We start from the raw sequence: 25,874 nt of genomic DNA, 5'->3' as shown, positions 1-25,874 counted from the left end.
ACGCATACCTGGAGTGTTTATGTCGCGCCGTTCATTTCCGCACAATGCTGTGGACGCCTTTCTGGTCACCGCTCGTCATCTGAATCTCACCCACGCCGCGATAGAGCTGTGTCTCACTCAGGGTGCCGTCAGTCGTAAAATTGCCACACTGGAGTCCTGGTTCGGCTTTTCTCTTTTTGAACGTCATGCGCGCGGGCTGCGGCTGTCGTCCCAGGGCAGCGCCCTGCTTCCGGATTTACAGGCCGCCTTCGAACATCTGCTGACCGTCGCGGAACAGGCGCGCGCGCAGCAAACGGTGGTGCGTTTGAAAGTCCCGACCTGCGCCATGCGCTGGCTGGTTCCACGCCTGCTTGAAGTGGAGCGCGATCAGCCTGAGCTGCAAATTGCCCTTACGACCACCACCGATCACACGGTGAATTTCAAAACCGAGTCTTACGATGCGGCTATCGTCTTCGGAACGCATCTCAGCGCGGGCGATCTGCTGTTCGAAGAGGCGCTCACGCCGGTGATGAGTCCATTACGAATGAGCGCCCCTCTGGAGTCGCTGACATTCCTGCACCCCACGCGAGATAAAACCGACTGGTCGTTGTGGTTGTCCAGGCAGGAAGAGCTCGCGCTGACAATGCAGCGAAATCAACACTTCGACACCATGGATTTGGCGATAACCGCCGCGATGCAGGGGCTGGGCGTGGCGATTGCGGACGAAACGCTGGTGAGAGAAGATATTCGCGCCGGGCGCCTGGCACGCCCCTTCAATACCAGCGTGAAAACCGGCGCCAGCTATCGGCTGGTGTTACGGGAATCACGCGCAAAAGCCGCCGGGCTGGCCGCGTTTCGCGCGTGTCTGCTCAATCCAGGCTCACGTGATGCTTCATCACCCGTTTAAACAGGCTCATTCTGGCGCGCATAAAGCGGTTTTCCAGGCGAAATCCTGCATGTTTATTCAAACCAATGCGTAACAGCACATCACGCCCTTTCCGGCAGGCTGGCCAGCGCGTCGGGCCATGTAGCGCATCACAGGTTCGGCTCGCGAAACGCGCAAAATTGACCCAATAATCTGCCACCTGCGCGGCAAAGGCCAAATCGCGCTCGTTCACATACTGGCTGGCAGGTTCCACCTTTCCGAGCGTGTCAAAGACATACGGCACTTCGTTGCCGTGCCACGCGCCGTTCTGATAGGTTTCGTGTTCCGCTTCCGCAACGTAATCAAACCAGTAGCGCCAACAGGGTTCACCGACCCGCTGCTGAGCCTGCATCACCACAAATCCCATGGTCGTAAAAGCCATGTCACGACACACCTGCCGCCCCAGCTCTTCATCCCCTTTCACACCAGGGTAAAGCAGCTTGATCAGCCCCAGGCCAAACCGACGTTCCCGACGCAGCTTCTGAATTTGCCCGGCGAGATCGATGCCAAACACCGCCATCACGCTGGCTTCGTCACTGTTGGAACCAATCATCACCGGAACCGGATGCTGGCGGGCCGAGAAAAACACATCCAGCATTGCTTCTGGCAGCACGCAGTCGCCGACAATCGGCGTCGGGGCAATATTAAGTGGCGCCGTCAGTGACCAGAACGCATCGGCGGGGATCGCCCGCAGCTGTTCAGCGGTCGCATTCTCAATGCCGAAATGCGCCGCCAGCGCCTCACCTTTTTGCAGTGCCTGCTCGCGCGGGGTATCAGGAAGCGTGTAACCGCTCTGCACGATCGCCTTGTGAAACAACCCTTTTGCCAGCGGCGAAGCCAGCAGTGACAGCACGCTTCGCGCCCCGGCGGATTCGCCAAACACGGTCACGTTATCCGCATCGCCGCCAAATGCAGCAATATTGTCCTGTACCCAGCGAAGCGCCGCGATTTGATCGTACAGCGCAAAATTATGCACCACATCTGCTTCCTCGCCGGCGAGCGCCGGGTGAGCGAAAAAGCCGAGATGGCCCAGACGGTAGTTAATGGTGACAACAATGACGTCGCGATGTGCCAGCGCTTTCCCCTGGTATGGCGGTAATCCGCCCGCGCCAATGGTATATCCGCCGCCATGCAGCCAGACCATCACGGGAAGTGGCCCGGTCCGGTTTGCGGGAGCCCAGACGTTGAGATAGAGACAATCTTCCGAGAATCGCCCTGGGTCGCCCCCGCCCAGTTCCCGGCAGTAATCGATGTTTTGCCAGCTGGATGCCGAGAACGTATTGGCCGGGCGGATACCTTCCCAGGAGTCGGGGGGTTGCGGCGAACGCCAGCGCAGCGCGCCAACGGGCGGCGCGGCATACGGAATACCGCACCAGACGTGCACATCATCATCAATAAAACCGCTTAACGCTCCCTGACGGGTAGTCACTACTGGGGTCGTGGAATTTTCCATACTTGCCTTCTTTTTCCATCACACCCCAGCAGAGTAGCGATTTCAGAGCAAACCGCAACGCCGTTTACTGCGGTCTTCGGCCTGCTGATACAGCGCAAACTCGTCGTTTACCGGGCATCCCAGTGCGGCCTCAAACGCTTCACGACTTGAATTTCCACGGCTGCGGGCCTGGGTTTCATTCCCCAGATTGGACTGGAAAATGCCCGCTGCACTCACCGGCAGAAAATCCTCATAAATAATCGGCTGCGCCACTACCCAGCCGCGCTCAATGAGCGGCTGAGGATCGTCGCCCGGGCGGAACGCCTGTCGGTGCGCTTCGCCCGCAGGCGTCAGACGGTAGCGGAAATAGGCCAACTCCTGACGGCGCAGGAACATTTCGCTGTCCGGGAAGGTCTGGAACACCTCTCGCAGATGCAGCTGATGCGTCAAATTATCTTTGCCTGTTCCGGCTTGATTCAGCAGACGGTCATACAGTTCGCGGCCTTTTGGCGTGAGCGCAACTCCGCGCTGTTCGATTTCGCCAAAGCGCGCCGTGTGGGTGCCTTTATGCTCTCCGGCAAACAGCACCGGCTCCTCCAGCGCTTTAAAACTGGTCTGGCGCAGTAAAATCGGCACTTCACGACGCGGCGGCCCCTCAATCAGAATCTTCGGCTCAATGCCATATTTCGGCATCAGCTCCTGCACCCGGTCGATATCCAGGGTGCGCGGCGTAAGATGGTTGATATGACATCCCGGGAAACAGACCACATCGGCAATCAGACGGTGCTCATCGTGCAGCGCCTGATAGGTCTCCTGATCGACGGTGGCGTGGCGATGCCAGCGGAACGTCTCCAGTGCTTCTTGAACAAATTCGCGCGCCTGCGTTTCAGTAAACTGCCCTTCTGACTCATGCAGCGCAATCAGTTCCAGGCAGCGCGGAGTAAAAATAGTACGTTGGGCGAGGATCTCAGCCGCGCGTTCGCGCAGGGCGACATTTTCGATAAGCTCCATGCGCAACAACGAGGTAAACACGCGGAACGGGTTGCGCGACAGCGCGGCGTCATCAATGGGACGAAACGCCGTAGAATGCACCGGGACGCCCGCCTGGGAGAGATCGTAATAGCTGACAGGATACATGCCCATAATGGCAAACATCCTGCGCAAGGTGGACAGCTCCTGAGCGCTCCCCACGCGAATCGCCCCGTGGCGTTCGACGTTTAACCGCGCCAGCTCATCGGCGTTGGCCAGCTGTTCATGTAAGTGCGGATTGTTTTCCAGTACCGCCAGATTCACGTCCGCTACCAGTTCCAGCAGCGTGCCGTACTGCGGAACTTCCTGCTGGTACATCGCTGACATAGCCTGCGAAAAGTGTTCCCGAATATCATCAGCCGTGATGGTGTTCGCCATGATGTCATGCCTCCAGTGAATATTACCTGGAGTGTAGAGAAGGCCGCTGGCGTTGGGGGGAAGAATTTGCGATTTGTGATCCTGACAGACAAGTGGTTATTCCCTGCGCTTTTTCTCTTTCTGCGTGAAGAAAAAACCTCAGGAGAATCACCTCATCCATAGGTGAAAAAATTCTTGTAACTCAAATAGATCAAATGTTAATAATATTTTGCTATCAAGTTATCAAAATTAAACATCTTCCCTTGTCACTCGCACGGCTCTGTTCTTAACATCGCATCATGGAAAAAAATGGTTTGTTTAGTCAGCGCATACGCTTGCGCCATCTGCACACTTTTGTGGCCGTCGCTCAACAGGGAACGCTGGGGCGTGCGGCTGAAACTCTTAATCTTAGCCAGCCAGCCCTCTCTAAGACCCTGAACGAACTGGAACAACTCACCGGCGCACGCCTGTTCGATCGTGGGCGTCTTGGCGCGCAGCTCACCTTAGTCGGCGAACAGTTTCTCACCCACGCCGTCAAAGTGCTGGATGCGCTCAATACCGCCGGTCAGGCGCTGAATCGTAAGGACGATCAGATCTCGGATGTGGTCCGCGTTGGCGCGCTGCCTACGGCGGCGCTCGGCATTCTGCCTTCGGCGATTGGTCAGTTTCATAAGCAGCAAAAAAACACCACGCTGCAGGTCGCCACGATGAATAACACCATGCTGCTGGCCGGGTTAAAGTCTGGCGAACTGGATCTGGGCATTGGGCGAATGTCCGATCCAGAGTTGATGGGCGGTCTGAATTACGAGCTGCTGTTCCTGGAATCGCTGAAGCTGGTGGTTCGCCCGAATCACCCGCTGCTGCATGATACAGTCACCCTGAGCCGTGTCATGGAATGGCCGGTGGTGGTATCACCAAAAGGGACTGTTCCGCGCCATAACGCCGAAGTGATGCTGCAAATGCAGGGCTGCAAGCTGCCATCGGGATGTATCGAAACCCTCTCAGCCTCTCTGTCGCGCCAGCTGACGGTAGATTATGACTATGTCTGGTTTGTGCCGTCCGGGGCGGTAAAAGAAGATCTCCGCCAGGGTACCCTGACCGCGCTGCCTGTCGCGTCGCCGGGCGCCGGTGAGCCGATTGGTATCCTGACCCGCGTAGACACCCCGCTCTCATCGGGGGCGCAAGCGTTGCTGAGCGCCATCCGCAAGTCGATGCCGATTTAACCGTCTCCCTTCGCTTTCCAGCTGACCCGTCGTGATGACGGGTTTTTTATCCCTTTTAATCAAATAATGCGAAATTTTTTATTAACAATTGCAACAAACAATTTAACAGACTTATCATAGCCACGAATTCACCAAATGGTTCACACCCTATTTCATTCGGTGGATTTCAAAGCCGTATAAACGGTATTCATCGTATAAATCATCATTAAACCCGTATTCGGTTACCCATTTGGTACAGGCCCCGTGCCCGTGCCACCGGAGGAATACGAGGTCTTTAAGGAGATAGACATGGCATTTGGCAGCGCGCCACGCGGGGTTCCGAGACTCCTGCAGTGGCTCCTGGTCGTCCTGATGGCAATCATCGGACTGGCGGTCGGCGGGCTGGGCTTTAAGCTCGCCACCGTAGGCGGAAGCTGGTACTTCCTGATCATTGGCGTGGTGATGGTTATCGCCGCCGTTTTAATCCTCATGAATCGCACCAGCGGCATCATTCTGTATGCCATCGCGTTTATCGCGTCGTTATTCTGGGCCGTCAGTGATGCAGGCTGGGATTTCTGGCCGCTCTTCTCGCGCCTGTTTACCCTCGCCGTGCTGGCCTTTTTATGTGCCATCGTCTGGCCGTTCCTGCGCGCAGCAAACGGCAACCAGGCCGTAAACAAAACCCCGGCGTTTACACTTGCCGCCGTGCTCGCCGTAGCGATGCTGGTGAGCTTCGGCTGGATGTTTAAGCCGCAAACGCTGGTCACGGCTAACGAAGCGGTGCCGGTGAAACCCGTCGCCCCTGGCGAGCAGCAGAAAAACTGGGAACACTGGGGTAACACCACCCACGGGGACCGTTTTGCCGCGCTGGATCAGATTAACAAGCAAAACATCGGCGAGCTGAAAGTGGCCTGGACCGCGCACACGGGTGATATCCCGGTAAGCAACGGTTCTGGCGCAGAAGATCAGAACACGCCACTGCAGGTGGGCGACACCCTGTTTGTCTGCACGCCATACAGCAAAGTGCTGGCGCTGGACGTGGATTCCGGTAAAGAAAAATGGCGCTACGATTCCAAAGCCACCGCGCCAAACTGGCAGCGCTGCCGTGGCCTGGGCTTCTTTGAAGATCACAGCGTCGTGACAACGTCACAAACAGACACGCAACCGGCCGCCTGTGCCCGTCGCCTGTTCCTGCCAACCACCGATGCGCGCCTGATTGCCATCAACGCCGATACGGGCAAAGTCTGCGAAGACTTTGGCGATCACGGTATTGTTGACCTCAGCGTCGGCATGGGTGAAATCAAACCGGGCTACTATCAGCAAACCTCCACCCCGCTGGTGGCCGGTAATGTGGTGGTTGTCGGTGGTCGCGTGGCGGATAACTTCTCGACTGGCGAACCGCCGGGTGTGGTTCGTGCCTATGACGTGCACACCGGTAAACTGGCATGGGCCTGGGACCCCGGCAATCCGGAGCTGACCGGCCTGCCGCCAGAAGGCCAGACCTATACGCGCGGTACGCCGAACGTCTGGTCTGCCATGTCTTACGACGCAAAACTGAACCTGATCTATCTGCCAACCGGCAACGCAACGCCCGATTTCTATGCTGGCGAACGTACCGCGCTGGACGATAAATACAGTTCGTCAATTGTGGCGGTAGACGCGACTTCCGGTCAGGTGCGCTGGCATTTCCAGACCACACACCACGACCTGTGGGACTTCGACCTGCCTTCGCAGCCGCTGCTGTACGATCTTCCTGACGGTAAAGGTGGCACCACGCCGGTGCTGGTGCAGACCAGCAAACAGGGCATGATCTTTATGCTCAACCGCGAAACCGGCAAGCCGGTAGCCAAAGTGGAAGAGCGTCCGGTTCCGGCAGGTAATATTGAAGGCGAACGTTACTCCCCAACGCAGCCGTATTCCGTTGGCATGCCGATGATCGGCAACCAGACGCTGACCGAATCCGACATGTGGGGCGCAACGCCGGTCGATCTGCTGCTGTGCCGCATTCAGTTTAAAGAGATGCGTCACCAGGGCGTCTTTACCCCACCGGGTCTTGACCGCTCCCTGCAGTTCCCTGGCTCCCTCGGCGGGATGAACTGGGGCAGCGTCTCCGTTGATCCGAATAACGGTCTGATGTTCGTCAACGATATGCGTCTGGGTCTCGCGAACTATATGGTGCCGCGCGCGAACGTTGCCAAAAACGCCAGCGGGATCGAGATGGGTATTGTGCCGATGGACGGTACGCCGTTTGGCGCAATGCGCGAGCGCTTCCTCTCTCCGCTGGGCATTCCGTGCCAGAAACCACCGTTCGGCACCATGTCCGCTGTGGATCTGAAAAGCGGCAAGCTGGTGTGGCAGGTTCCGGTCGGTACCGTTGAAGATACCGGTCCGCTGGGCATTCGTATGCACATGCCGATCCCAATCGGGATGCCGACGCTGGGCGCATCGCTTTCCACCCAGTCTGGTCTGCTATTCTTCGCGGGCACTCAGGATTTCTACCTGCGCGCGTTTGATACCGCAACCGGGAAAGAGATCTGGAAAGACCGTCTGCCAGTGGGCAGCCAGTCAGGCCCGATGACCTACGTGTCGCCGAAAACCGACAAACAGTACATCATCATTAACGCAGGTGGCGCGCGTCAGTCACCGGACCGTGGTGATTACATTATTGCGTACGCCCTGCCAGATAAAGCGTAAAAGCAGTAATGAAAAAGGGGCCGATTGGCCCCTTTTTTTATCGCCCGGCGACGTTTCACGTTTACGGACGTATGATGTTATCGATGGGGAAAGACATAGCAGCCCATCGATATGTCACCCACTCAGAATGTTTCCCAGTTATCCCCACCGTCAACCACCGCCTGACGCAATGGCGCAGGCTGGGTGGCCGGTGAAGCTTTATTCCCGCGACTGGCGGTTGTGCCGTTAAGACGGAACGCGCCCACGGCTTCGGTCAGACGAGCCCCCTGTTCTTCCAGCGATGCCGCCGCCGCAGAAGCTTCCTCCACCAGCGAGGCATTCTGCTGGGTCACTTTATCCATCTCAGAGATCGCCTGGCTCACCTGCACGATACCCCGGCTCTGTTCGTCGGAGGCTGCGGCGATCTCCAGCATGATATCGGTGACGCGTTTCACGGCTTCAACAATTTCATTCATGGTATTCCCCGCGGCAACCACTTCGCCGGAACCCTGGTCGATCAGGGTGACGGATTCATTAATCAGGCCTTCAATCTCTTTTGCCGCGTTGGCGCTGCGGCTTGCCAGCGTACGCACTTCGCTGGCGACCACGGCAAATCCGCGCCCCTGCTCACCCGCACGGGCTGCTTCCACGGCGGCGTTAAGGGCCAGGATGTTGGTCTGGAAAGCGATGCTGTTGATCACCGCCGTGATTTCCGAGATTTTCTTCGAGCTGGTAGAGATATTGCTCATGGTTTTCACCACGCCAGAGACCATCTGGCCGCCACGGCTGGCTTTCCCGGAAGCGTCTTCCGCCAGTTTGCTCGCATGATGGGCGTTATCGGCGTTCTGTTTCACGGTCGCCGTCAGCTCTTCCATGCTGGCAGCGGTCTGTTCGATGGCCGCCGCCTGCTGTTCGGTTCGGGAAGAGAGATCGGTGTTACCGGCAGAAATCTCGCTGGTGCCACGGTAAATCTGCTCCGCGCCCTGGCGAACTGTCCCGACGGTATTCACCAGCGAGTGCTGCATGGTTTGCAGATCGCGGGTTAAACGCCCGATCTCGCTGCGACCGGTCAGGTCGTCCGCCATGGTCAAATCCCCCTTCGCAATCTGTTCGATGCGGCGGGCAGCGCGTTGCAGCGGATGAATCACCGTGCGGCGCAGTACCACGAAGGTCATCGCGGTCAGCACCAGCGCCAGCGCAAAGGCGCCGACCATAAACATCAGGCCAAGCTGAGTACGCTTGTGAGCGTCCGTCGTGAGGGCATTCGCGCGATCGGTACGGATCTTAATCGCCTTCAGCAGGATTTCGTTGTAGCCATCGTCCAGCGGGCGCGCAGATTCATTTTCGTGATTAATGATGGCTTCAAACATGCCGTTTTTGGCGTATTTCAACATCGGCTGCAGGCCGGTGATATAGGCATCAAAGCGGGTTTTCAGCTCGCCATCCAGCGCTTCGTCCGCAGGCGTGCGCACGGCACGATTCATATAGGCGGCGAAGCTCTCCTGCGACTGCTTAATACGCGTCTCGGCTTCAGCGATGTTTTGCTTCATCGCGTCCATCTCAGCGATACGGCTGGCCGCACCGGCATGGATCATATTGATGCGCGCCGTGCGTAAATGGTTCGAGCTATTCGACAGCCCCGTACGTACCTGGATTTCTGACGTGACATCCTGCAGATCCGTGTCAGCCTGCAGCAGGAAATACCCCGCCAGAGCCGAACTCAATGCGAATAACAAAATGATGCCACCGAGAATTGAGGAAAACAGCGGAACCAGCCGGATATGATGCAGGAAGCTCAGCGTTTGCGGGCTGCGCATCGTTTTTGTGTTGTCCATGACCGTCGACTCTCTTTATAGGTAAATGCGTGAAAAACACGCCTGTAAAATAGTCATCGGCACGGCAGGAAATTTGCTTATGGCTAAAAGCGCCAGACAGGTCACACTTTAGAGAAGAATATGCAGGAAGGGCCAGCGGCAAAACACCGCTGGCAGAATAATTAGTTGCTGCCGAAATGTATGACGGTGCGGATCGACTTTCCTTCGTGCATCAGATCGAAGGCTTCGTTGATCTGCTCAAGCGGCAGACGGTGGGTAATGAACGGGTCGAGATTGATTTTCCCGGCCATTGCATCCTCGACCATCCCAGGCAGCTGGGTGCGCCCTTTTACGCCGCCAAATGCGGAGCCGCGCCAGACGCGCCCGGTCACCAGCTGGAATGGACGGGTTTTGATCTCCTGACCCGCCCCTGCCACGCCGATAATGATGCTCTCGCCCCAGCCTTTGTGGCAGCATTCCAGCGCAGAGCGCATGACATTCACGTTGCCGATACATTCAAAGCTGAAATCCACGCCGCCGTCGGTCAGTTCAACAATCACATCCTGAACCGGTTTGTCGTAGTCTTTCGGGTTGATGAAATCCGTTGCGCCCATTTCACCGGCCAGTTTGAATTTCTCCGGATTGGTATCCACCGCGAGGATGCGCCCGGCTTTCGCCTGTACCGCGCCCTGAATCACCGCCAGACCGATCCCGCCGAGACCAAACACCGCCACGGTGTCGCCCTCTTTCACTTTCGCCGTGTTGTGTACCGCGCCGATACCGGTGGTCACGCCGCAGCCCAGCAGGCAGACTTTATCCAGCGGCGCCTGTGGATTCACTTTCGCCAGGGAAATCTCCGCACAAACGGTGTATTCGCTGAAGGTACTGGTGCCCATATAGTGATAAATCGGCTCACCGTTGTAAGAGAAACGCGTGGTGCCATCAGGCATCAAGCCCTTGCCCTGCGTGGCGCGAACGGCCTGACAGAGGTTGGTTTTACCGGATTTACAGAACTTACACTCGCCACATTCGGCGGTATACAGAGGAATAACATGATCGCCCGGCTTCAGGCTGGTGACGCCTTCACCGACTTCCACTACCACGCCACCGCCTTCATGGCCTAATACCGCCGGGAAGACGCCTTCCGGATCGTCACCCGACAGGGTAAAGGCATCGGTGTGGCACACGCCCGTATGGGTGATTTTGATCAGCACTTCGCCCTTCTTCGGCGGCGCTACGTCAATTTCGACGATCTTCAACGGCTGGCCGGGGCCAAATGCGACAGCTGCACGTGATTTCATATTGCTTTCCTTTATGTGATGCCAGTGTTTTATTTTAGATAAGAGCGAAGCAAATGACCGACTTCCGCCATGCGAACCGCACGCTGGTCGGCGGTGGTTTCGCCCGTCACCAGCTCATCTTTAAGGTGAATTTCGACCATCTCGCCCATCAAACCGTTCGCCGCACCGCGCACCGCCGCGATTTGCTGCAGGATGGCAAGGCAGGGTTCGCCGGACTCCAGCGCACGTTCAAGGGCATCAACCTGCCCCCGAATGCGCCGCACGCGAGTCAGTACGCGTTTTTTGTCTTCGGGTGAATGAGGCATACGCCCTCCTCATGGATACTGTAGGGGGGTATAGTAACTACTTTCAGGTATCCATGTAAACAAGGGATTTGAGGCACTAAGCGATAGTAATACCAGGTGACTCATTAACGCGGTCCTTCATATTTCACTTAATCCTGAATGAAGCCTAAAATTTAAAACCGTAAAACGCCAACTAACATTATATCTGCAAATAGTTGATTTATTTTTATAACGTACACAAGTAATGGTTAACATCACTTAACCATGTATTACAAAATAATATTCGAAACAGGCGTAAAACATGACTCATTTCTTCTTCAATAATAAGGATATTGAAAATGATATGGTCTAAACACGTCGCAGTGACCTATGCTCGTCAGCAATAACACCTCCATAGTACGGGTTATTGCGCACGTGCAGTAGCCGCTGCAATTCGGGCAGGAGGAGTTAAGATTAATGGTGCCGATGCCATGTATTTCGGGCACTCACTTGAAATGGCTGGATTCAGTCAGGTGTACGGCACACCTATTGAGGGAAATGTTGCTGTCATTGACGCCATCCCCGGGGAAAACCAGCACGGTCACGCATGTATTTATGATGGCTCTGGCACCTGGTACTCTGACTTTATCCAACATGGAATGTACCCCGGCCCACGCTATAGAGAATTAAAGCCAGCTTTCAAGCTTTACAGGCACTATTAACATGAAAAGTTTATTATCGCTGTTAATGATCACGACGTCAGTTCTCGCAAATACTCACGATGCGGCTACCCAGGCCGCTGCATTTAATAAATGGTATGTTACTCAGATTAGCGAAAATCACTTTCCTATCACTGACAATCATGAAATTGATCGTTATGTTACTGCATCCACAATGCAGAAACTACGTCATACGCAAGATCAAGATTATGATGATGAACCATTTTATGATGCAGACTTTTTTCTTAAAGCGCAGGATATTGGTGAAGATTGGCCCGATAATATTAACGTCGTTTCAGTAGACACCGATCCGATTTGCGTCAACATCTATATCGCGTTCGGCAAAAACAAGGCTCATACTATTATTGACTGCATGGTCAGAGAAAATGGGCGCTGGAAGGTGCAATCTGTTGCGGCTCGAGACATCAAATAATTCGACTTAAGTAAATTTTGTACTTTAGGAAGGCGTTGAAGAGCGCTCATTTGAAGTACCAGGGAAAATCCGGGAACCTGCCGACATCGGTCAGGTCCCGTAAACACACAGCACTGCAGATTTGGATACACCCTGTCCGTGGTGGATAGTGCATTTATAATCGTTCCCCCTGCTTTTGTCATGGATATATTCATGACTGAAATACAAGAGACTTAAAGCAAATCATCGGGTTAAAGCTCACCTTAAGAACGAATGTTTATTCGCTTAACTGGAATGGCTCTTTTAATGGATTGATGTCGGAAATAAACACAAAAAACCCGCTGACGAGAGCGGGTTTAGGACAGGCAGGAAAGATTATCAGGAACGCTTTTTCGGCATCATGCGCAGAAGCGTGTTGTCTTTCCAGTAATAGTGATGCAGCAGCGCCGCAAAAGCGTGAATGCCGATGACGAAATAGCCGATGTTCGCCAGCGTCACGTGCCACGACTTCAGGCTGTCCACCAGATCGAAATTCGCTTCTGCCGCATGGGGCATCACCAGGCCGAAGGCCAGCCACGGGTTGCCACGGTTGTACATCATCACCAGGCCAATCAATGGCAAAGCAATAAACAGCAGATACACCACCAGATGCCCCAGATGTGACATCCCGGTGATCATCGGTTTTGGCTTAGGCTGAATCGGCGGTGCCGGGAATTTCAGGCGTACCAGCAGACGCGCCACCATCAATACCAGGATCGAAATCCCGCAGGAAACATGAATCATATTAATGACCGGACGCGCGCTGCGTGGGAAGAATCCTCGCAGCTCCATCGCCGCGTAAGCCACGATAACCAGAAGAAACACCAGCCAGTGAATGCCAATTTGCAGGCCAGTATATTTATTACGCATATGATTTCCTGGAAAAGGTCGAACAAAGGGTCAACATAACGGGCTTTCCTTAAAAATTCATTAACTTTTCTTTATGGGTTTTCAAAAACTTCGCCTGCTCATGAATCATCTTCAATTGCCTCACCCGCCGACATGGTCTAAGCCTGGAGGAGTTTTCAAACTGTCGCATCGTTCAGTTCATACAGGAGTCAACCATGAGTAAAATTGGCATTAATGGTTTTGGTCGCATCGGACGCCTCGTCCTGCGCCGTCTGCTTGAAACTCAGGACAGCAACACCGTCGTCGCCATTAACGACCTCACCTCCCCCAAGGTGCTGGCGTATCTGCTAAAGCATGACTCGAATTACGGTCCCTTCCCCTGGAGCGTCGATTTCACCGAAGATTCCCTGATTGTGGATGGCAAATCCATCTCCGTGTACGCTGAAAAAGAGGCCAAACACATTCCATGGACCACGGCGGGCGTCGATCTTGTGGTTGAATGTACCGGTTTTTACACCTCGGAAGAAAAGTCCAAAGCCCACCTGGACGCCGGGGCGAAAAAAGTGCTCATCTCCGCGCCTGCAGGCGAGATGAAAACCATCGTCTTTAACGTCAACGACGACACGATTGACGCCAGCGACACCATTATCTCGGTGGCCTCCTGCACCACTAACTGCCTGGCGCCGATGGCGAAAGCACTGCACGACGCCTTTGGGATTAAAGTCGGGACTATGACCACCATCCACGCCTATACCGGCACTCAGGCCCTGGTCGACGGGCCGCGCGGGAAAGATCTGCGCGCCTCACGCGCGGCGGCGGAGAACATTATTCCGCACACCACCGGGGCGGCAAAAGCGATTGGGCTGGTGATCCCGGCGCTCAGCGGCAAGCTCAAAGGCCACGCCCAGCGCGTACCGGTGAAAACCGGATCGGTGACAGAACTGGTGTCGATTCTGGAGAAAAAAGTGACGGTCGATGAGATTCACGCCGCGCTGAAAAAAGCGACCGAAGACAACGACTCTTTTGGGTATACGGACGAGGAGATCGTCTCTTCCGATGTGATCGGCTCGCACTTTGGCTCGATCTTTGATGCCACTCAGACAGAAGTGTCCGAGGCGGGCGACCTGCAGCTGGTAAAAACCGTCGCCTGGTATGACAACGAATACGGCTTCGTCACCCAGCTGGTGCGCACGCTGGATAAGTTCGCCGCACTCTGATTTACAGCGGGCAGCCAGGCTGCCCGCGTATCGCAAATTACGACTGCAGATACACCACCTGGGTTTGCAAATATTCATGCAGGCCGTGTTTCCCGTCTGCCCCGCCGATACCCGATTTCCGCCAGCCCGCATGGAAGCCCTGCATCGCTTCAAAGTTCTCGCGGTTGATGTAGGTCTCGCCGAACTTCAGCCCTTTGATCGCTTGCATCGCTACATTCAGATTTTGCGTGTAAATGGACGAGGTCAGGCCATACTCACTGTCGTTAGCCATCGCCAGCGCCTCATCCAGAGAATCAAACGCCACCACCGGCAGTACCGGCCCGAAGGTCTCTTCATGCATGATGGTCATCTCCTGGCGCACATCCAGCAGCAGCGTCGGCGGATAGAAATAGCCTTTACCTTCCACCGCTTTGCCACCCAGCGCCACTCTGGCCCCTTCCTGCACCGCGCGCGCCACTTTTTGTTCCACGCGCTCAAGGGCAGCGGCGTTAATCAGCGGGCCCATCGCAATATCATTCCGCTCGGCCGGATTGCCAAACTGCACCGCTTTCATCGCTTCGCCCAGACGGTTCACGAAGCGGTCGTAAATGCCTTTTTGCACATACACGCGCTCAGCGCAATTACAGACCTGCCCGGTGTTAATGACGCGCGAATCGACAATCGCTTTCACCGCCAGCTCAAGATCAGCGTCATCCATCACGATAGCAGGCGCTTTGCCGCCCAGCTCCAGGCACACTTTGGTGATGTTTTTCGCCGCTGCGGTCATGATTTTCTCCCCGGCGGTGACGCTGCCGGTCATGCTCACCATCGCCACTTTCGGGTTGCCCGCCAGCTCCTGCCCGACGGTTTCGCCGCGCCCAAGCACCAGGTTAAAGACCCCTTTTGGCAGTCCGATGTCATCGACGATTTTGGCAAACGCAATCGCATTATTTGGCGTGAATTCGCTCGGTTTGATGACGATGGTGTTGCCCGTCAGCAGCGCAGGTGCCAGCTTGCGGGCAATCAGGAAGAACGGGAAATTCCACGGCAGGATGCCGGTCGTTACGCCCAGCGCACGTTTAAACACCAGAATGTTCTCGCCCGGACGGTCGCTCTGCAGAATCTCCCCTTCGTAGCGGCGCGCCCATTCGGCCATATAGTCGATGTAATCGGCGGTGAAACTGACCTCCACGTCGGCCAGCTGCTGAATTTTGCCACCTTCGGCCACGATCAGGGCGCTGATCTCACTGGCGCGCTCGCGAATACCGGCGGAAATTTTGCGCAGCCAGTTGGCGCGTTCAATCGCCGGGAGCGCTTCCCAGCCGGCCTGCGCGCGATCAGCTGCCTCTATCGCTTTGCGGGCGTCTTCGGCGCGCCCATCGGGAATACGGGAAATGACCTCTTCGGTGGCGGGATTAGTCACATCAATCCAGGTTTCACCTTGCCAGGCAACAAACTGTCCATCGATATACATAGGATGTTGTACGGGTACTGTCATGACCTGCTCCTGTAATTGCACTGTTTTTAACAAGTAAAATTAATGTTAAAAATTACAATCAGGCGTCAGGTTGCCTATCGTATCGCGCTGTTTTTGTGAGATATCTCAAAAAAGAAACGGGTCAGCAAAACAATGACATTACAGACCGGCAACATAAAATGCCCGTTTGCGACAGAGGGTTCGCAAACGGGCATCACTTACAGCAGAGAGCGACTGACCAGCGCGTCGGTGAGAGTGGTGTCGTGGCGCAAAATCTGCCACGCGGCTTCCACATCAGGCGGGATCTCGACGTGAGCGATAAAGTCCCGCCCCGCCGGGCCGTAGCCGTTCGCGTCGTCCCGCAGGCGCGGGAGTTCACCTAGCACCAACGACAGATAACGCTCAACCGGCCAAAGCCCCTCCCCGCCGCCACTAAACACCAGGCCGTTTTCGCTGTTTTGCAGATGCGGAGTGATCCCCGGATGGCTGATGAAGTGCGGCGACTCGCGCTCGTCACGGCACACTCTGGCAAAGGTCGCCATCGTGCGCCGCTGCATGGTCGGGTCCTGTACCACGAGAATGCGTTGCGGGATGGGTGCGTGCTGCTTCAGCAGGTTCCAGCTAAAGCGCGCATTTTCACCGCAGTTGGTGGACTGGTCGTCAATCAGAATACGGTCGTCAGGAATGTGCCAGAACTGACGCGCGATATCCGCCAGAATCGCCGCCTCGGCGCGTCCGGTGGTCGGCACCGTGTTATAGCGCGGGTGGCGCGCCGTCGCCGCGTACAGAAACGTCGTCGAGTGGCCGATACCGCCGCTAATTAGCAATGGGATTGCCTGTTCAGACGCGACCCGACAGGCGGCGTCAATGGTCGGGATCACCGCATTCCCGGCAAGGATCACTGCGTCAAACGGCTGGTCGCGCGGGTTATCGTCCTGCGCCAGCCAGTTGCCCACCGTGTTAACCGCCGCCAGCGTGGTCTCGGGCAGGCAGGGAAAAAGTGTCAGCGTCATCGTTACCTCCTTACATCAGGTTACTTTCAGGGTAGCGCGTATGAGGTTGTGAAACAGAGGATCTCTCCGAAAGCCGCCCGCACGATACCGCAGTTGAGGGCAATCATATTTGATTTAATGAACTATTTCATATTCACTTGAATTATGATTTCTGCCACAGGTAGAATCCTTAGCCCACTAACTATTCAACTTTTCCAAAGGTAACCGACGTTATGCGCCTGCCTCAACGCGATCCTTATGCTCCTCGCGAGTGGCAGCCACATGAAAAACCCGCCCTGCTGGGGTCCCCTTCCACACCGCTGCACAGCACACCGAAAAGAGTGGCCTACGGCGTGGTCGGTTTACTGGTTTGCCTGACGGGAGCGCTTGGCAACGCGATGGTTGCCGCCAACCTGCAAAATCTGCAGGGGACATTCGCCGTCTGGTCGACGGAGATCGCCTGGCTCCCTGCCGTTTACGTGATGACCAACGTCTCGATCAATCTGCTATTGGTGAAGTTTCGCCAGCAGTTCGGGCTGCGCGCGTTTACGGAAGGGTTTCTGGTGCTGTATGTGCTGGTGACGTTTTTCCACCTGTTCGTTAACGATCTCAGCTCGGCGCTGATGGTGCGCGCCGCCCACGGCATGGTGGCCGCCGCCTTGAGTTCACTGGGGATTTACTATCAGATTCAGGCCTGGCCGGCGAAACATCGCCTGAAAGCGCTGACCATCGGTATCACCGGGTCGTCGCTGGCGATCCCCATTGCGCGACTGTTTTCGACGGAGCTGCTCCAGCTCGATGAATGGCGCGGGCTGTACTTTTTTGAACTCGGTCTGGCGCTGATTTCGCTCGGCTGCGTGATTGCGCTGAAACTCCCGCCGGGCGACCGCCGTAAAGTGTTCGAAAAGAAAGATTTCATCACCTTCTTCCTGCTGGCACCCGGTATGGCGCTGCTGTGCGCGGTGCTCTCGCTGGGGCGGCTCGACTGGTGGTTTGAAGCGCCGTGGATTGGCTGGTCGCTGGCTCTGTCGCTGGTGCTGATCCTCTCGGCCATCGTTTTCGAGCATAACCGCAGCAACCCCCTGCTCAATACCCGCTGGCTCTCCAGCGGCAGTATTCTGCGCCTGGGGTTGATTATGCTGCTCATCCGCATCGTGCTGGCGGAGCAAAACACCGGGGTGATCGGCTGGCTACAGTACGTCGGCCTGCAGAATGAACAGATGACGCATCTGGCCTGGTCGATCCTCGCCGGGATTGTCTGCGGCATAGTCGCCAGCTGCCTGACCATCAAACCCACCAGACTGGCCTGGCCGATAGTCACCTCGCTGGTACTGATGATTGTCGCGTCGCTGCTGGACAGCCAGTCGAACAATCTGACGCGCCCGAACCAGCTGATGCTGAGCCAGTTTTTGCTCGGCTTTGGCAGCGCATTTTTCCTCGCCCCGGCGATGCTGGCGGGTATTGGCGGTGTGATTGCCGATCCGCGCAATCTGGTCAGCTTCTCGGTGCTGTTTGGCATGAGCCAGAACGTCGGCGGCCTGCTGGGTTCCGCCATCCTCGGCACCTTTCAGACCTGGCGCGAGAAATACCATTCGAACCTACTGGCCGATCAGCTCACCACGCTCAATCCGCTGGTCAACGAGCGGCTACAGATTTACACCCAGATGTATCAGAACCTGATTGGCGACAGCGCCCTGCTTAACACCCAGGCCGTCACGCAGCTGCAAACTGTCACGACGCTGGAAGCCAATATTCTGGCCTATAACGACACTTATCTGCTGACCGCAGGCATTGCCACCGCCACGCTGGTGTGGATTTTGTGGCGCCTGCTGCGCCTGAGAATCACCGCCCGTCTGGCGCTAAAACACGCCACGGGCACCAAATAATGGAAGAAAACCAAGAATGAACAGCGCATTACCTCCGGAGAGATTATGAGTCAGCAGGATGCCGCCAAAGAGCAGGCCACTACCCGCAATAATTTGCGCATTGTTTCCATTTTTACCGCAGCGGCGATAGGGATTGTCGGGGTGCTGGTGATCCTCTACGCCTGGCAACTGCCGCCCTTTACCCGCCACAGTCAGTTCACGGATAACGCCTATGTGCGCGGGCAGACCACCTTTATCAGCCCGCAGGTTAACGGCTATATCACCGAGGTAAAGGTGCAGGATTTCGTGCAGGTCAAAAAAGGCGATCTGCTGCTGCAAATTGATGACCGCATCTATCGCCAGCGCGTACATCAGGCGCAGGCGCAGCTGGCAATGAAAATGGCGGCGCTGAACAATAATCTGCAACAGCGCAAAAGCGCCGAAGCGGTGATTGCGCGTAACGATGCGGCGCTAAAAAATGCGCGCGCCCAGAGTGTGAAAACGCAGGCGGATTTAAAGCGCGTTAACGATCTGACCGCCGACGGCTCCCTGTCGATTCGCGAACGCGATGCGGCGCTCGCCAGCGCTGCTCAGGGCAGCGCCGATATTGAGCAGGCCAAAGCGACGCTTGAGATGTCGCGTCAGGACCTGCAGACGGTCATCGTCAATCGCGGCTCGCTGGAGGCCGACGTCGAGAGCGCAAAAGCCGCGCTGGAGCTGGCGCAAATTGATTTGCAGAACACGCGGATTGTCGCCCCGCGCGACGGTCAGCTCGGGCAAATTGCCGTGCGACTCGGCGCCTACGTCACCGCCGGAACCCATCTCACTACCCTGGTGCCACCGCAGCACTGGGTGATCGCCAATATTAAAGAGACACAGCTCGCGGACCTGCGCGTTGGACAGCCCGTCACCTTTACCGTCGACGCCCTGAACGGCAAACGCTATCAGGGCCGCGTGCAGAGTATCTCTCCGGCGACCGGCGTCGAGTTCAGCGCCATCACGCCGGATAACGCCACGGGTAACTTTGTGAAAATTGCCCAGCGTATCCCGGTGCGCATCGAAGTGCTCGGCAAGCCCGAAGAGTCCGCCCTGCTGCGCCCTGGCATGTCCGTTCAGGTGAACATCGACACGCGGGAGGCGAAACAATGACGCTTCGCCCCGTCGTCTGCATGCTGGGTGCGCTGTGGCTGGCAGGTTGTCAGTCGGTGGATGTCGCGCCAGCCAAAAGCACGCTGCACATCCCCGCCGAGTGGCGCGAAACCCGTGGCCCGACCAGCCCAGCAGAGCAGCTGTGGTGGCGCAATTTTCACGATAATCATCTCAATCGCTACGTGGATCAGGCGCTGCAAAATAACAGCGACGTGCTGATCGCCCGCGAGCGGATCAACGAATATCAGGCGCAGGTCTATGCTGCCGACAGCAGCCTGTTCCCCTCCCTGGATGCGGGGGTAAGCGGCACCCGCGCCCGTGCCCAGTCAGCTGCGACCGGCCTGCCTGTCTACAGCACTTTGTATAAGGGAAGTCTCACTGCCAGCTACGATGTGGATATCTGGGGCGTCAATCGCAGCACCGCGAATGCCGCCGAGGCAACGCTGGAGGCGCAAAAAGCGGCGGCTGCCGCGGCGGATCTGACCGTCGCCTCGTCGGTGGCCTCGGGCTATGTCACCCTGCTTTCTCTTGATGAGCAGTTGCGCGTCACCCAGTCCACGGTGAAATCACGGGAAGATGCGCTGGCTCTGGCCAAACGCCAGTTCGAAACAGGCTACAGCTCGCGCCTGGAGCTCATGCAGTCGGATTCCGAGCTGCGTTCGACGCGCGCGCAGATCCCGCTGCTCCAGCATCAGATCGCCATGCAGGAAAACGCGCTCAGCCAGCTTCTCGGTGCGAATCCCGGTGCAGTGGCGCGCAGCGACAGTTTCAGCGCGCTTACGCCGCTGCCATTGCCGTCGCAGCTGCCGTCGACGTTACTCAATCGCCGCCCGGACATTGTGCAGGCGGAACGCCAGCTGATCGCCGCCGATGCCACGCTCGCCGCCTCGCGCGCCAGCCTGCTGCCGTCGATCAATCTTACTGCCACAGGATCGATACAGGATCGCACGCTGCCCGGTTTGCTCGACAATCCGCTGCAGCTCTGGAGTCTCGGCGGCAGCATTCTGGCACCGCTGCTGAACCGCCAGGCGCTGAACGCGCAGGTGGATATCTCCCAGTCCCAGCGAAATCAGGCGCTGTACGGCTATGAAAAGACCGTGCGCAATGCGTTCCGGGAAGTGAACGACAGTCTGGATGCCATCACGCGCTATCAGGAGCAACTGACGGAGTTAATGGCGCAGCAGGATGTGGCCCAGGAGACGCTGCGCATCGCGCAAAACCGCTATCGCAACGGCTACTCCTCCTATCTGGACGTGCTGGACGCCCAGCGCACGCTGTTCTCGGTGCAAACGAATGTGGTACAGGTGAAAAATAACCTGCTGCTGGCGCAGATTGATTTGTATAAGGCGCTGGGCGGCGGCTGGTCTGAGAAAAACTAAGGGGTCAGTCTATGCAACAAACGTGGTCTGCAGTAGATAACTATATGATTTCTTCTCTTATTCCCCAGGATACCGTGCTGCAAAGCGTTCTGGATAATAACAAACGAGCCGGTCTGCCGGAGCATGACGTCGCGGCAAATCAGGGGCAATTACTGGCTTTATTTGTCCAGATGACGCAGGCAAAGCGCATCCTGGAGATCGGCACTCTGGGCGCTTACAGTACGATCTGGATGGCGCGCGCGTTACAGCCTGACGGCAAAATTATCACCCTTGAGGCCGACCCTGTTCATGCCGAAACCGCCAGGCAGAATATCCGCCTTGCCGGGTTGCAGGCGCAGATTGAGCTTATCGAGGGGCCTGGATTGCAATCGCTGGAAGGTTTCGGCGACATCCCTCCTTTTGACCTGATCTTCATCGATGCCGATAAGCCGAATAATCCGGGCTATCTGGAGTGGGCGCTGCGCTACTCCCGCCCTGGCACCGTGATCATCGGGGATAACGTGGTGCGTGACGGCGAGGTAATCAATGAGCAAAGCAATGATGAGCGCGTACAGGGCGTACGGCGTTTTATCGATATGATCGGGGAAAACCCTCGCCTCACGGCCACCGCGCTGCAAACCGTTGGGGTTAAGGGTTGGGATGGATTTACCCTGGCAATGGTGAATAGCTGAACCGTGTTTAGCGCCCGGTAAGCATTGCGCCACCGGGAGATAAACACACACGTCTTACGACCCGCCGGGTGGCGGCGACGCCTAACCCGGCCTGCAAACTACCCCGTAATCTGCTCCATCGCCTGCAAAATACGCTTATCGGAGATCGGATACGGCGTGCCGAGCTGCTGCGCGAAGAAACTTACGCGCAGCTCCTCGATCATCCAGCGGATCTCCCGCACATCCTCGTCCTCACGGCGCGCCGGCGGCAGTTTGTTTAACCACTGCTGCCACGCCTGCTGAACACTCTCCACTTTCAGCATTTGCGCACGATCGCGATGCGGATCGACGGCCAGCTTCTCAAGACGTTTTTCAATCGCATTCAGATAACGCAGGGTATCGCCGAGGCGCTTGAAACCGTTGCCGGTGACAAACCCGCGATACACCAGCCCGCCCATCTGCGCTTTCACGTCCGACAGTGCCAGCGCCATGGTCATATCCACGCGCCCTTTCAGGCGTTTGTTGATATTGAACACCGCCGTCAGGATCTGCTCGACCTGTTTGGCGATGGTCACCACGGTGTCGTTCAGCCCGGCGCGCACTTTGTCGTGCAGGGCCGCAAAGCCCTCTTCCGTCCAGACCGGACCGCCCGCCTCGTCTATCAGCTTATCGACCCCACAGGAGATGCAGTCGTCAATCAGATCCAGCACCTTGCCGTACGGGTTGAAGTACAGTCCGAGCTTGGCTTTGTTCGGCAGTTTTTCATGCAGATATTTGATCGGCGACGGAATGTTCAGCAGCAGAAGACGGCGCAGACCACGCCACATGGCCTGCTGTTGTTCCAGCGGGTTGTCAAACAGCTTGATCGCCACGCTGTCACGCTCATCCACCAGCGCCGGCCAGGCCTTCACTCTGTAGTTGCCGCGCTTCTGCTCGTAGTGATTCGGCAGATTGCCAAAACTCCAGATATGCAGCCCGCTCTGCTCGATACCGTCATCGGCGACCGCCGAGAGCGTCTCCTGCACTTTGCCTTTCAGCGTCTCTTTCAGCTCCGTCAGCGAACGGCCTTCGTTGAGCTTTTTGTTTTTATCATCCACCACCCGGAAGGTGATTTTCAGGTGATCGGGTACCTGATCCCAGTGCCAGGATTCGCGGTCAATGGTCACACCTGTCATGCGTCTAAGCTCTTTCTCAAGCGCATCCAGCAGCGGCAATTCCAGCGGCGTGACGCGGCCTAAAAAAGCTTCCGCATAGTTCGGGGCCGGAACAAAATTACGGCGCACCGGTTTCGGCAGGGATTTGATCAGCGCAATCACCAGTTCGCGGCGCAGACCGGGGATCTGCCACTCAAAGCCGCTCTCATCCACCTGATTCAACAGCGGCAGCGGAATGTGCACCGTCACGCCGTCGGCGTCTGCCCCCGGTTCAAACTGATAGGTCAGACGCAGCTTAAGGTTGCCCTGATGCCAGAAGTTCGGATAGTCGAGCTTGCTGACCTGCTCCGCGCCCTCTTTAATCAGCATGCTCTTTTCAAAGTTGAGCAGGTCCGGTGACTCTTTGCTGGCCTTTTTCCACCAGCTGTCGAAGTGACGCGCAGACACCACGTCATGGCTGATGCGCTGGTCGTAGAACTCAAACAGCGCTTCGTCGTCCACGAGGATGTCGCGACGACGGGATTTGTGCTCCAGCTCTTCCACTTCAGCGCGCAGCTTGAGGTTTTCGCGGAAGAAGACGTGGCGAGTCTGCCAGTCGCCTTCCACCAGCGCATGGCGGATAAACAGCTCGCGGGAGAGCGCCGGATCGATCAGGCTGTAGTTCACCTTACGCGCCGCCACGACCGGCAGGCCGTAAACGGTCACTTTTTCCGTCGCCATTACCGCGCCCTGCGCGCGCTCCCAGTGCGGTTCACTGTACGAGCGTTTCAGCAGGTGCTGCGCGACAGGTTCGACCCACTCAGGATCGATACGTGCCGCAATGCGTCCCCACAGACGGCTGGTTTCGACCAACTCCGCCACGATAGTCCATTTCGGCGGTTTCTTGAATAAACCGGAACCTGGGAAAATCGAGAAGCGGGCGTTGCGCGCGCCGGTATATTCCTGCTTATCGGCATCTTTCATACCGATGTGCGACAGCAGCCCGGTCAGCAGCGCCATGTGGATCTCGCGATACTCCGCCGGCTCACTGTTCACCGGAATGCCCAGCTCTTTCACCACCTGCCGCAGCTGGGTGTAGATATCCTGCCATTCGCGTACACGCAGATAGTTCAGATACTCGACCTTACACTGGCGGCGGAACTGGTTCGACGACAGCGCTTTTTGCTGCTCACCGAGATAATTCCACAGATTCACAAAAGCGAGGAAATCGGACTCTTTATCGTGGAAACGCTGATGCTTTTCATCGGACGCCTGCTTTTTGTCCATTGGCCGCTCGCGCGGGTCCTGAATCGACAGCGCCGAGGTAATGATCATCGCCTCGCGTACGCAGCCATGTTTCTGCGCTTCGAGCACCATGCGCGCCAGACGCGGGTCCACCGGCAGCTGGCTGAGCTGGCGGCCCAGCGGCGTCAGCTTATAGGCGTTCGCCTGTTCGTCGGTGGTGATCGCCCCCAGCTCTTCGAGCAGGCGCACGCCGTCCTGAATATTGCGTTTATCCGGCGCTTCGACAAACGGGAACGCCGCGATATCGCCAAGCCCGAGGGCGGTCATTTGCAGGATAACGGACGCCAGGTTGGTTCGCAGAATTTCGGGATCGGTAAATTCCGGGCGCGACAGGAAATCGTCTTCGGAATAGAGGCGAATACAGATCCCTTCCGACACACGTCCACAGCGGCCTTTACGCTGATTCGCCGACGCCTGTGAAACCGGCTCAATCGGCAGGCGCTGCACCTTGGTGCGATAGCTGTAGCGGCTGATGCGCGCCGTACCCGGATCGATCACATACTTAATGCCCGGCACGGTGAGTGAGGTTTCGGCAACGTTGGTCGCCAGCACAATCCGGCGGCCGCTGTGGGCCTGAAACACGCGGTTCTGCTCGCTGTTCGACAGGCGGGCATACAGCGGAAGGATCTCCGTGTGGCGCAGATCGCGCTTGCTCAGCGCATCGGCGGTGTCGCGGATTTCGCGTTCACCGCTCATAAAGATCAGAATATCGCCGGGGCTTTCGCGGCCCAGCTCGTCAACGGCATCAAAAATGGCCTGCAGCTGGTCGCGATCCGTGTCGTCCGCCTCTTCCACAATCGGGCGATAGCGCACTTCCACCGGATAGGTGCGGCCAGAGACTTCAATGATTGGCGCGTTGTTGAAGTGGCGCGAGAAGCGCTCCGGATCGATCGTCGCGGAGGTAATGATGATTTTCAGGTCCGGGCGACGCGGCAGCAGCTCGCGCAGATACCCGAGCAGGAAATCAATATTCAGACTGCGCTCGTGGGCTTCATCGATAATGATGGTGTCGTACTGCATCAGCAGCCGGTCCTGCTGGATTTCAGCCAGCAGAATACCGTCGGTCATCAGTTTGACCATGGTGTTGTCACTGACGTGATCGCTGAAGCGCACCTTGTACCCGATGCAGCCACCCGGCTCGGTTTGCAGCTCTTCGGCGATACGGTTCGCCACCGTACGCGCCGCCAGACGACGCGGCTGGGTATGACCGATCAGGCCCTTGATCCCGCGGCCCAGCTCCATACAGATTTTTGGCAGCTGAGTGGTTTTACCGGAGCCAGTCTCCCCGGCGACAATCACCACCTGGTGATCGCGCACGGCTTCGAGAATTTCCTGTTTTTTCTGACTGACAGGCAGGTTTTCCGGGTATTCAATCGATGGACGCGCCGCTTCGCGCAGCACGACTTTCCCTGCTGCCTGTTCAATCTCTTTCGCCATCTCCTGGTAAATGGCCTGTTGTGCATCAGGATTTTTAACCTTTTTAACGCCGTGCAGGCGACGCGCAAAGCGCTGCTTATCTCGCAGCATCAGCGTATCAAGCTGTTGCATCAGCATCGGGAAGGTTAATTTTAGTTGTTCTGTCATAGTGTTAGGGGGCAGTGCTCTGCCAGGCTAAATCTCACTTGAATGATTGCTATAGAGTACCACACCGCCGCTTTGACTGCCTTATTCAAAAAAATCGAACATAGAATTCGATATATTGCGCTATCTCTGCGACAGGATTGTGAATAAAGT

At 56.7% G+C, this 25,874-nt stretch carries 18 protein-coding genes; 9 read left to right on the top strand and 9 right to left on the bottom strand.

Annotation, left to right across the window (positions count from 1 at the left end; translation table 11 throughout):
- Positions 1 to 19 precede the first annotated feature (19 nt).
- A complete protein-coding gene (locus C0560_RS10330) occupies positions 20 to 886 on the top strand; it encodes a LysR substrate-binding domain-containing protein (protein ID WP_248860222.1) in 867 nt (288 codons plus the stop codon).
- On the opposite strand, the gene C0560_RS10325 is transcribed toward C0560_RS10330, so the two are convergent.
- Both C0560_RS10325 and C0560_RS10320 read right to left on the bottom strand, forming a co-directional pair.
- Entirely contained in the window at positions 849 to 2,357 is a 1,509-nt protein-coding gene (locus tag C0560_RS10325) for a carboxylesterase/lipase family protein (RefSeq protein ID WP_248860220.1), read from the bottom strand. The genes C0560_RS10330 and C0560_RS10325 overlap by 38 nt on opposite strands.
- Positions 2,358 to 2,399: 42 nt before the next feature.
- The gene (locus C0560_RS10320) at positions 2,400 to 3,743 is read right to left on the bottom strand and encodes a VOC family protein (RefSeq protein ID WP_100780214.1); all 1,344 of its coding nucleotides are present in this window, start codon (positions 3,741 to 3,743) and stop codon (positions 2,400 to 2,402) included.
- Between the two features lie 278 nt (positions 3,744 to 4,021).
- Between C0560_RS10320 and C0560_RS10315 the strand changes: the two genes are divergently transcribed.
- Both C0560_RS10315 and C0560_RS10310 read left to right on the top strand, forming a co-directional pair.
- Entirely contained in the window at positions 4,022 to 4,945 is a 924-nt protein-coding gene (locus C0560_RS10315) for a LysR substrate-binding domain-containing protein (RefSeq protein WP_100780215.1), read from the top strand.
- Positions 4,946 to 5,233: 288 nt separating this feature from the next.
- A complete protein-coding gene (locus tag C0560_RS10310; protein ID WP_248860217.1) occupies positions 5,234 to 7,618 on the top strand; it encodes a glucose/quinate/shikimate family membrane-bound PQQ-dependent dehydrogenase in 2,385 nt (794 codons plus the stop codon).
- 122 nt (positions 7,619 to 7,740) lie between these two features.
- On the opposite strand, the gene C0560_RS10305 is transcribed toward C0560_RS10310, so the two are convergent.
- The 3 genes from C0560_RS10305 to C0560_RS10295 form a co-directional block, all read right to left on the bottom strand.
- On the bottom strand, positions 7,741 to 9,432 hold the full coding sequence (locus C0560_RS10305; protein ID WP_123428004.1) for a methyl-accepting chemotaxis protein: 1,692 nt from the start codon (positions 9,430 to 9,432) through the stop codon (positions 7,741 to 7,743).
- A gap of 161 nt (positions 9,433 to 9,593) precedes the next feature.
- Positions 9,594 to 10,712, bottom strand: a complete 1,119-nt coding sequence (locus C0560_RS10300) for an S-(hydroxymethyl)glutathione dehydrogenase/class III alcohol dehydrogenase (protein WP_100780218.1) — start codon at positions 10,710 to 10,712, stop codon at positions 9,594 to 9,596.
- Between the two features lie 29 nt (positions 10,713 to 10,741).
- Positions 10,742 to 11,017 (bottom strand): metal/formaldehyde-sensitive transcriptional repressor, encoded by a 276-nt coding sequence (locus C0560_RS10295; protein WP_032610935.1) that lies wholly within the window; start codon positions 11,015 to 11,017, stop codon positions 10,742 to 10,744.
- Positions 11,018 to 11,698: 681 nt separating this feature from the next.
- On the opposite strand from C0560_RS10295, the gene C0560_RS10285 reads away from it, so the two are divergent.
- Positions 11,699 to 12,127 (top strand): DUF3828 domain-containing protein, encoded by a 429-nt coding sequence (locus C0560_RS10285; protein WP_248860216.1) that lies wholly within the window; start codon positions 11,699 to 11,701, stop codon positions 12,125 to 12,127.
- Between the two features lie 357 nt (positions 12,128 to 12,484).
- Here C0560_RS10285 and cybB read toward each other — a convergent pair whose 3' ends face one another.
- Positions 12,485 to 13,015 (bottom strand): cytochrome b561, encoded by a 531-nt coding sequence (cybB, locus tag C0560_RS10280; RefSeq protein WP_248860214.1) that lies wholly within the window; start codon positions 13,013 to 13,015, stop codon positions 12,485 to 12,487.
- Between the two features lie 194 nt (positions 13,016 to 13,209).
- Here cybB and gap point away from each other — a divergent pair, with 194 nt between their 5' ends.
- Positions 13,210 to 14,211, top strand: a complete 1,002-nt coding sequence (gene gap, locus C0560_RS10275) for a type I glyceraldehyde-3-phosphate dehydrogenase (protein WP_248860212.1) — start codon at positions 13,210 to 13,212, stop codon at positions 14,209 to 14,211.
- Between the two features lie 37 nt (positions 14,212 to 14,248).
- Here the strand turns inward: gap and aldA are convergent, their stop codons facing one another.
- Both aldA and C0560_RS10265 read right to left on the bottom strand, forming a co-directional pair.
- Positions 14,249 to 15,688, bottom strand: coding sequence for an aldehyde dehydrogenase (aldA, locus tag C0560_RS10270; protein ID WP_142503355.1), 1,440 nt, complete (start codon positions 15,686 to 15,688; stop codon positions 14,249 to 14,251).
- A gap of 197 nt (positions 15,689 to 15,885) precedes the next feature.
- Positions 15,886 to 16,680, bottom strand: a complete 795-nt coding sequence (locus C0560_RS10265; protein ID WP_102103678.1) for a YdcF family protein — start codon at positions 16,678 to 16,680, stop codon at positions 15,886 to 15,888.
- Positions 16,681 to 16,892: 212 nt separating this feature from the next.
- Here C0560_RS10265 and C0560_RS10260 point away from each other — a divergent pair, with 212 nt between their 5' ends.
- Genes C0560_RS10260 through C0560_RS10245 form a run of 4 tightly spaced genes read left to right on the top strand, consistent with a single transcriptional unit; the run spans position 16,893 to position 21,723 of the window.
- Positions 16,893 to 18,545 carry an MFS transporter gene (locus tag C0560_RS10260; RefSeq protein ID WP_371923376.1) on the top strand — a complete coding sequence of 551 codons (1,653 nt, stop codon included), beginning with the start codon at positions 16,893 to 16,895 and terminating at the stop codon, positions 18,543 to 18,545.
- A gap of 45 nt (positions 18,546 to 18,590) precedes the next feature.
- Positions 18,591 to 19,673, top strand: coding sequence for an HlyD family secretion protein (locus C0560_RS10255; protein ID WP_123428011.1), 1,083 nt, complete (start codon positions 18,591 to 18,593; stop codon positions 19,671 to 19,673).
- Positions 19,670 to 21,052, top strand: coding sequence for an efflux transporter outer membrane subunit (locus C0560_RS10250; RefSeq protein WP_248860210.1), 1,383 nt, complete (start codon positions 19,670 to 19,672; stop codon positions 21,050 to 21,052). Before C0560_RS10255 ends, C0560_RS10250 begins: the two co-directional genes overlap by 4 nt.
- A gap of 11 nt (positions 21,053 to 21,063) precedes the next feature.
- Positions 21,064 to 21,723 (top strand): O-methyltransferase, encoded by a 660-nt coding sequence (locus C0560_RS10245; RefSeq protein ID WP_248860209.1) that lies wholly within the window; start codon positions 21,064 to 21,066, stop codon positions 21,721 to 21,723.
- 98 nt (positions 21,724 to 21,821) lie between these two features.
- On the opposite strand, the gene hrpA is transcribed toward C0560_RS10245, so the two are convergent.
- A complete protein-coding gene (gene hrpA, locus C0560_RS10240) occupies positions 21,822 to 25,724 on the bottom strand; it encodes an ATP-dependent RNA helicase HrpA (RefSeq protein ID WP_248860208.1) in 3,903 nt (1,300 codons plus the stop codon).
- Positions 25,725 to 25,874: the final 150 nt, after the last annotated feature.

Source organism: Lelliottia sp. AC1, assembly GCF_023278595.1.
GTDB classification, from domain to species: Bacteria; Pseudomonadota; Gammaproteobacteria; order Enterobacterales; family Enterobacteriaceae; genus Enterobacter; species Enterobacter nimipressuralis.
The sequence above is the reverse complement of the archived record's forward strand: the minus strand, read 5'-3'. Positions and strand labels throughout refer to the sequence as shown.

Bases quoted from the DNA above. Each gene is read 5' to 3' on its own strand.
- C0560_RS10285 (WP_248860216.1), top strand. From the start codon at position 11,699: ATGAAAAGTTTATTATCGCTGTTAATGATCACGACGTCAGTTCTCGCA.
- C0560_RS10295 (WP_032610935.1), bottom strand. From the start codon at position 11,017: ATGCCTCATTCACCCGAAGACAAAAAACGCGTACTGACTCGCGTGCGG.
- C0560_RS10245 (WP_248860209.1), top strand. From the start codon at position 21,064: ATGCAACAAACGTGGTCTGCAGTAGATAACTATATGATTTCTTCTCTT.
- C0560_RS10265 (WP_102103678.1), bottom strand. From the start codon at position 16,680: ATGACGCTGACACTTTTTCCCTGCCTGCCCGAGACCACGCTGGCGGCG.
- C0560_RS10250 (WP_248860210.1), top strand. From the start codon at position 19,670: ATGACGCTTCGCCCCGTCGTCTGCATGCTGGGTGCGCTGTGGCTGGCA.
- C0560_RS10320 (WP_100780214.1), bottom strand. From the start codon at position 3,743: ATGGCGAACACCATCACGGCTGATGATATTCGGGAACACTTTTCGCAG.
- hrpA (WP_248860208.1), bottom strand. From the start codon at position 25,724: ATGACAGAACAACTAAAATTAACCTTCCCGATGCTGATGCAACAGCTT.
- C0560_RS10330 (WP_248860222.1), top strand. From the start codon at position 20: ATGTCGCGCCGTTCATTTCCGCACAATGCTGTGGACGCCTTTCTGGTC.
- C0560_RS10325 (WP_248860220.1), bottom strand. From the start codon at position 2,357: ATGGAAAATTCCACGACCCCAGTAGTGACTACCCGTCAGGGAGCGTTA.
- aldA (WP_142503355.1), bottom strand. From the start codon at position 15,688: ATGACAGTACCCGTACAACATCCTATGTATATCGATGGACAGTTTGTT.
- C0560_RS10310 (WP_248860217.1), top strand. From the start codon at position 5,234: ATGGCATTTGGCAGCGCGCCACGCGGGGTTCCGAGACTCCTGCAGTGG.
- gap (WP_248860212.1), top strand. From the start codon at position 13,210: ATGAGTAAAATTGGCATTAATGGTTTTGGTCGCATCGGACGCCTCGTC.
- C0560_RS10305 (WP_123428004.1), bottom strand. From the start codon at position 9,432: ATGGACAACACAAAAACGATGCGCAGCCCGCAAACGCTGAGCTTCCTG.
- C0560_RS10315 (WP_100780215.1), top strand. From the start codon at position 4,022: ATGGAAAAAAATGGTTTGTTTAGTCAGCGCATACGCTTGCGCCATCTG.
- C0560_RS10260 (WP_371923376.1), top strand. From the start codon at position 16,893: ATGCGCCTGCCTCAACGCGATCCTTATGCTCCTCGCGAGTGGCAGCCA.
- C0560_RS10255 (WP_123428011.1), top strand. From the start codon at position 18,591: ATGAGTCAGCAGGATGCCGCCAAAGAGCAGGCCACTACCCGCAATAAT.
- C0560_RS10300 (WP_100780218.1), bottom strand. From the start codon at position 10,712: ATGAAATCACGTGCAGCTGTCGCATTTGGCCCCGGCCAGCCGTTGAAG.
- cybB (WP_248860214.1), bottom strand. From the start codon at position 13,015: ATGCGTAATAAATATACTGGCCTGCAAATTGGCATTCACTGGCTGGTG.